1 protein-coding gene is annotated in these 7,012 nt (G+C 66.6%); it reads left to right on the top strand.

Annotated features, from left to right (window positions below; translation table 11 throughout):
• Positions 1 to 28 precede the first annotated feature (28 nt).
• Positions 29 to 6,757 (top strand): SDR family NAD(P)-dependent oxidoreductase, encoded by a 6,729-nt coding sequence (locus AC1RUR_RS38220; RefSeq protein ID WP_492853310.1) that lies wholly within the window; start codon positions 29 to 31, stop codon positions 6,755 to 6,757.
• Positions 6,758 to 7,012: the final 255 nt, after the last annotated feature.

The following is a 7,012-nucleotide window of genomic DNA, read 5'->3' on the forward strand; positions in this document are numbered from 1 at the left end:
CGAGCTGATGCGGATGCGCCGGCAGGGCGTGCAGGCGCTGTCGCTGGAGCTCGGGCTTGCGCTGCTGGATGCGGCGCGCTCGCTGCCGGATGCGGCGCTGATCCCGATTCATCTGGATCTCGCTACGGTCCAGCGTCAGTTCACGGATGAGATCCCACCGCTGTATCGCGGCCTGGTGCGCAGCGGATTGCGGCGTGCCTCGACATCGAGCGGCGATACCAACGCGTTGCGGGTTCGCCTCGCGTCGCTTGCCAGCGATGCGGAGCGGCAGCAGGCGTTGGTGGAGCTGGCGCAGGAAGAGATCGCGGCCGTGCTGGCGTTGCCCAAGGCTACCTCGGTGCCTGCGGATCAACCGCTCAAGGATCTCGGTCTGGACTCGTTGATGGCGGCCGAGCTGCGCAACCGCCTGTCGGCGCGGGTCGGGACCAAGCTGCCGACCACGCTGGCGTTCGATTACCCGTCCGCGCGCGCGATGTCGCGCCTGCTGCTGGAGAAGCTCGAGCTCGGTCGTGCTCCTGTTCGGCAGGAGAAGCGGCGAGCCATCGCGGCATCGGAATCGATCGCGATTGTGGGCATGAGCTGCCGTACGCCGGGAGGTCCCGCGAGCCCCGAAAGCTACTGGTCGCTGCTGGAGCGCGGTGGCGACGGCATCGGTCCGCTGCCGGGTCGCTGGAGCCGTGATCTGCTGAAGCGCCTGGAAGTGGTGACGGGATGGCTGACGCAGGAAGGCGGTTTTGTCAGCGCAGTGGAGGATTTTGACGCGGGCTTCTTCGGCATCTCGCCGCGTGAGGCGGTGGAGATGGATCCGCAGCAGCGGCTGACGCTGGAAGCGGTGTGGGAAGCGCTGGAGCGCGCGGGGCTGCAACCGGAGGGACTGAGAGAGAGCCGGACCGGCGTGTATCTTGGTTCGATGGGCAGCGACTACGGCATGCATCGCTCGCTCGAGGCGACGACGATGTGGACGACGACAGGCAAGCTGTCGAGCGTGCTGGCGGGCCGCGTCTCCTACGTGCTGGGCCTGGAAGGTCCGGCGATGACGATCGATACGGCGTGCTCGTCGTCGCTGTCGGCGCTGCATCTGGCATGCACGGCGTTGCGTCAGGGCGAGTGCGATCTGGCGCTGGCAGGTGGCGTGCACGTGATGTGTACGCCAATCGCTCTGGTCAGCATGGGTGCGGGTGCTGTCGCGCCGGACGGCCGAAGCAAGAGCTTCTCGGACGGTGCTGACGGTGCCGGCTGGAGCGAAGGCTGCGGCGTGCTGGTGCTCAAGCGCCAGTCGGATGCGGAGCGTGACGGCGACGAGATTTTGGCGCTGATCCGTGGCTCGGCGGTGAACCAGGATGGCCGCAGCCAGGGTCTGACCGCGCCGAACGGTCCGAGCCAGCAGCGCGTGATTCGCGCGGCCTTGTCCGCGAGCGGCGTCAGCGCCGACGACATCGACGTCGTCGAAGCCCACGGCACCGGGACCAGCCTCGGTGATCCCATCGAGGCCGGCGCCTTGGCTGCCGTGTTTGGTCCGACGCGGCGCGACGATCGCCCGCTGTGGCTGGGTTCGTCGAAGTCGAATCTCGGTCATACGCAAGCCGCGGCCGGTGTTCTCGGTGTGATGAAGATGGTGCTGTCGCTCGGGCACGAGGTGTTGCCGAAGACGCTGCATGCGGAACATCCGAGCAGCCAGATCGAGTGGGAAGGCAGCGGACTGTCGCTGCTCCAGCAGGCGCGCGCATGGCCGCGTGATGCTTCGCGGGTCCGTCGTGCCGGCGTGTCCTCGTTCGGCATCAGCGGCACGAACGCGCATGTGGTGATCGAAGAAGCGCCAGCGCGCAAGGTTGTCGTCAGCGCCGATGCATCATCGCCGTTGATCCCGCTGCTGGTGTCGGGCCGTGACGAGGCCGCGCTGCGTGCGCAGGCCGGTCGTTACGGCGAATGGCTGTCGCAGCATCCGGAAGCGGACTGGTCCTCCGTCGTTGCCACCGCAGCGCTGCACCGGACGCATTTTGGCTCGCGCGCCGTCGTGTCGACACGCGATCCCTCTGAGGCGGTGGAAGCGCTGCATGCGCTGGCCGAAGGTCGCTCGCATACGGCGGTGGCGATTGCAGACGCACGCGATCGCGGCCGCGTGGTGTTCGTATTCCCGGGCCAAGGCAGCCAGTGGCCATCGATGGGCCGGGCCTTGCTCGCGGAATCGTCGGTGTTTGCGCAGGCGATTGCAACCTGTGAGACGGCGCTGTCCAAATACACAGACTGGTCGCTCACCTCTGTGCTGCGCGGCGATGAAGATCTGGACGCCTCGCTGCTGGAACGAGTCGACGTAATCCAGCCTTCGCTGTTTGCGATGAATGTCGCTTTGGCAGCGGTGTGGCGTAGCCTCGGCCTTGAGCCGTCGGCAGTCGTCGGTCACAGCCAGGGCGAGATTGCTGCCGCCGTGGTTGCCGGCATCTTGTCGCTGGAGGACGGCGCACGCGTGGTCGCGCTGCGCAGCCAGCTGCTGCGTAGCCTGACCGGTCACGGCGCCATGGCTGTGACGGAGCTTGCGGCGCCGATCGTGGACGAGCGGCTCACGTCGGCGGAGTGGTCCGGCTTGTCTGTCGCGGTGGTGAACACGCCCGGCTCGACGGTCGTCTCGGGCCCGACCGAAGTGGTCGAGCGTTGGGTCAGCCAGCTCGGCAAGGAAGGCGTGTTCTGCCGACAGGTCAATGTTGACTACGCCTCGCACAGCGCGGAGATGGAGCCGATCCTCCCCGAGCTTGCAGGCTTGCTGTCCGATCTCGCGCCCCAGCCAGGCCATGTGGCGATGATCTCGACGGTGACGGGAACGCGCTGCGATGGCACGTCGCTGGATGGCTCCTATTGGTGCCGAAACCTGCGCCAGACGGTGCGGCTGGATCTGGCGCTGGCCGAATTGATCGGCAATGGCCACGGCGTGTTCGTGGAAGCGAGCGCGCATCCGGTGCTGGCAATGCCGTTGTCTGCGGCAAGCGGCGAGCACGGCGTCGTGGTGGGATCGCTCCGCCGCGATGGCGGCGGCATGTCGGAGCTTTTGCGCAATCTCGGCGCGCTGCATGTTCATGGCGTTCAAATCGACTGGTCGAAGGCGCTTGGCGGCAGCGCGAAGCTGCCGGTTGCGGCGCTGCCGACCTATGCGTTCCAGCGCCAGCGCTACTGGCTGGAGGCGGAGAAGGCGAGCGCTGACGCATCGACGATGGGCCTGTCTGAGGCATCGCATCCGCTCTTGGGTGCTGCGACGCCGCTGGCGGAGAGCGACGGGTTCCTGCTGACGGGCCGGCTGTCGCTGTCGGACGCGGGCTGGCTCGGCGACCACCAGGTGTTCGGGACGGTGCTGCTGCCGGGAACGGGACTGCTGGAGCTGGGCTTTGCGGCCGCGCGTGCTGTCGGATTGTCGGCCGTATCGCAACTGACGCTGCTGTCGCCGCTGGTGCTGCCTGCGGAGGGCGGTGTGCGGCTCCAGGTTCAGGTGGATGCGCTCGAGGCTGGTGGTGGCCGTACCCTCAGCATCTACAGCCGCGCGGAAGATGCCCCCGATGGGGCGTCATGGACACTGCATGCGCAGGGCACGCTGGGCGAAGCGACGGAAGAAGCAACGCAAGAGAGCGAACTTGAAGTGTGGCCGCCCGTCGGTGGCGAGCCGATCGACCTGACCGGTCACTATGCGACGCTGCAAGCGCACGGTTACGGCTACGGGCCGCTGTTCCAGGGACTGGTCGAGGCCTGGCGTGTCGGCGATGCCGTGTTCGGCCGTGCGGTGCTTGCAGAAGCATTGGGACCCTCAGCGGACGCTTACGGTCTGCACCCGGCACTGCTGGACAGTGCGCTGCATGTGCTGACCCTTGCGCAAGTCAAAGGTCTCGAAGATGGGTCGATGCTGCTGCCGTTCGAATGGTCCGAGGTGTCGCTGGCCGCCCAGGGCGCGCGGGAGCTGCGGGTTCGCGCCTCCGTGGAGCGCAGCGGCGCGGGCGAGGCGCTGGCGCATCTTCAGCTTGCGGACGGGCACGGTCGCGTCGTCGCCCATGTCGGCGGTCTCAGGCTGAAGGAAGCGAGCGAAGCCCAGATCCGCGATGCCGCGCGTGCCGAGGCGCAGCATCTGTATCGGCTTGAATGGCGAGCGATTGCGTTGAGCGAGGCCGCCTTGGATGTGGCACCGCTGATCGTCGGCGGCGACGGCAAGATGGCGGCGCGTCTCGGGCTTGATCATGCCGCGAGCCTGCCGGCCCTCGTCGAGCGACTCGATGCCGGAGAACCCGTACCCGCGCAGATCGTGTTCGATCATCTATCGAACGCAGATGAGAAGGTGCTCGCGGCAACGCATGCGACGGCGGAGCGTGGTCTATCCGAGTTGCAGGCGATCCTTGGCGAAGCACGCCTGAACGAGACCGCGATGATGTGGCTGACGCGAGGCGCCGTGGCGACTGGTCCCGACGAAGGCGCAAGCGGACTGACGCAGGCGCCGCTGTGGGGCCTGGTGCGCAGCGCGCGCGCGGAGCATCCCGATCGCCGGCTGCAGCTGGTGGATCTGGATGCAGTGTCCGCGGATGCAGCGTTGCTGGCCAGGATCATTGCGACAACGTCGGAGCCTGAATTCGCGCTGCGCAATGGTGCGGTGCTGGCGCCGCGGCTGGCGCGCACCGGCGCAGGTGCGGCCGAGCCGCGTCCTCTCGACGTCAGCGGAACAGTGCTGATCACGGGTGGTGCGGGCGAGCTCGGCAGTGCCGTCGCGCGGCACCTGGTTGCCCAGCACGGTGTGCGTCATCTGCTGCTGACCTCGCGTCGCGGCATGGCGACGCCCGGTGCGTCCGAGCTCGTGGCTGAGCTCAGGGGGCTCGGCGTGCAGACCGTGGACATCGTCAGCTGCGACGTCGGCGATCGCGATGCGGTTGGCGCGCTCCTGAGCGCGATCGTGCCGGAGCGTCCGCTGACGGGCGTGTTCCATCTGGCGGCCACGCTGGACGACGGCATCGTGCCGGCGCTCAACGTCGAGCGGCTAGAGCGTGTGCTGCGACCGAAGCTCGATGGCGCCTGGCACCTGCATGAGCTGACCGCGGATAAAAATCTCGCCGCCTTCGTGTTGTTCTCGTCGGCGGGCGGACTGGGTAGTCCGGGCCAGGCGAACTATGCCGCGGCGAATGTGTTCCTCGATGGGCTTGCCGCTGAGCGTCGGCATCGTGGTCTTGTCGCGCAGAGCCTGCTGTGGGGCCTGTGGGAGCAGCGCGGTGTCGGCATGACGGCGCATCTCGGTCGTGCCGAGCTGATGCGGATGCGCAGGCAAGGTGTGCAGGCGCTGACGCTGGAGCTCGGGCTCGCACTGCTCGACGCGGCGCAGGCGTTGCCCGATGCGGCGGTGATCCCGATCCATCTCGATATCGCCGCGATGCAGCGCCAGTTCGCCGACGACGTGCCGCCGCTGTACCGTGGCCTGGTGCGCACTGGCTTGCGGCGCGCCTCGGTCGGAAGCGGCGACACCAACAATCTGCGGTCACGGCTGGCTTCGCTTGCGAGTGACGCGGAGCGGCTGCAGGCGCTGGTGGAGCTGGCGCAGGAGGAGATTGCGGCGGTGCTGGCGCTGCCCGGGGCCTCGTCGGTGCCTGCGGACCAATCGCTCAAGGATCTCGGTCTGGACTCGCTGATGGCGGTCGCACTCCGAAACCGCTTGTCGGGGCAAATTGGCGCCAAGCTGCCGACGACGCTTGCATTCGATTATCCGACGGCACGAGCGATCGCGCGGCTGCTACAGGAGAAGCTCTCTTCCAGCGAGCGAGCGTCGCAGCGGCAAGGCGTGGGAAGCAATGGTAAGGCCAGATCGAAACTCGAAGGGCTGACCTCGCTCAGCGCGTTGCTCGAGAGCGCAGATCCCGAATTCCTGCGCCAGCTCGACCTGGAACGCCGGCTTTCAGGGCTTGCGGAGATGAGCGCCCTGCTCGAGAAGGGGAACTCCTCGTGCATCGTTCCGATACGACCCGGATTTGGCGATCGGGTCCTGATCTACATCCCGGGTCTCGGCCACGGCTCCACCCGAGAGAACACGCCCCAAGTCATCAAGGATCTGGCTGGGGACTATCCTATCGCGGGTCTCAATCCATACCCACTCGCAGAGCAAGGGCTCTTGCATGGGACTGTCGAAGACCTGGCCTTGAACTATGCGCCACACGTGGGATCCTGGATCGGCGACCGATCCGTGTTCTTCGTTGGAGGCTCTTTCGGCGGGGTTGTCGCCATTGCACTGGCTGCCGAATTGGAGCGCCGGGGTCATCACGTGACCGGAGTCGCCTTGCTTGATACGCAGGCGCCGCCCGACCTCACCTCGGTGCCGACATCGATGATGCAGGTCGTCGACGGAATCGGGTGGGCCCACCTGATGAGAACCTATGGCCTTACCGAGGACGATTCCGAAAGGCTGGCCGAACTCACCGGCGCTCCGTCAACGCAAGCTCTGCGTGAGATGATATCCGACAACGTCAAGGGCCAGATCGGCTACGTCTTGCCGGACGTGGAAGCGCCAATCTACATGCTCCATGCCAAGGAGCACGATCCCGGACTTCGCAGCCTCGAAGACCATTTGGTCCCGGATCTGGGCTGGAGCCGGTTTGGGCTTGAGATGACCTCCATCATCATGGTGGGAGGCACTCACAGTTCCATGTACGCGCACCCGGAAACACCAGGGCATATCGATGCGCTGTTCGAGGGCGGATATGCCAATGGGAGGAGCGACGTCGTCGATCTTGGCACCCGCGTCACCCATTGATCGGACGCCCCCGCCCGCTGTGCATGTTGTGACATCGTCGAGACCGGCAACGATGGCTGAACCGGCCGGGGCCGGTGTTGTTATCCACCGGGAGGGATGGCTGGCGGGGCGCTGCAGCGTCGTGGCCTCTTCTCATCCGTTCGGATGAAGAAGTGGGCGGGGCGTGGGTGTAAAGACCGCCTTGGAGTCCGAAGCGTTGGTTCAGGAATTACCGATTAAAGATCTGCCGCATCACGTCGTTCATCGGCTGGCTGT

The organism is Bradyrhizobium sp. GW821-FHT12B03 (assembly GCF_058807535.1).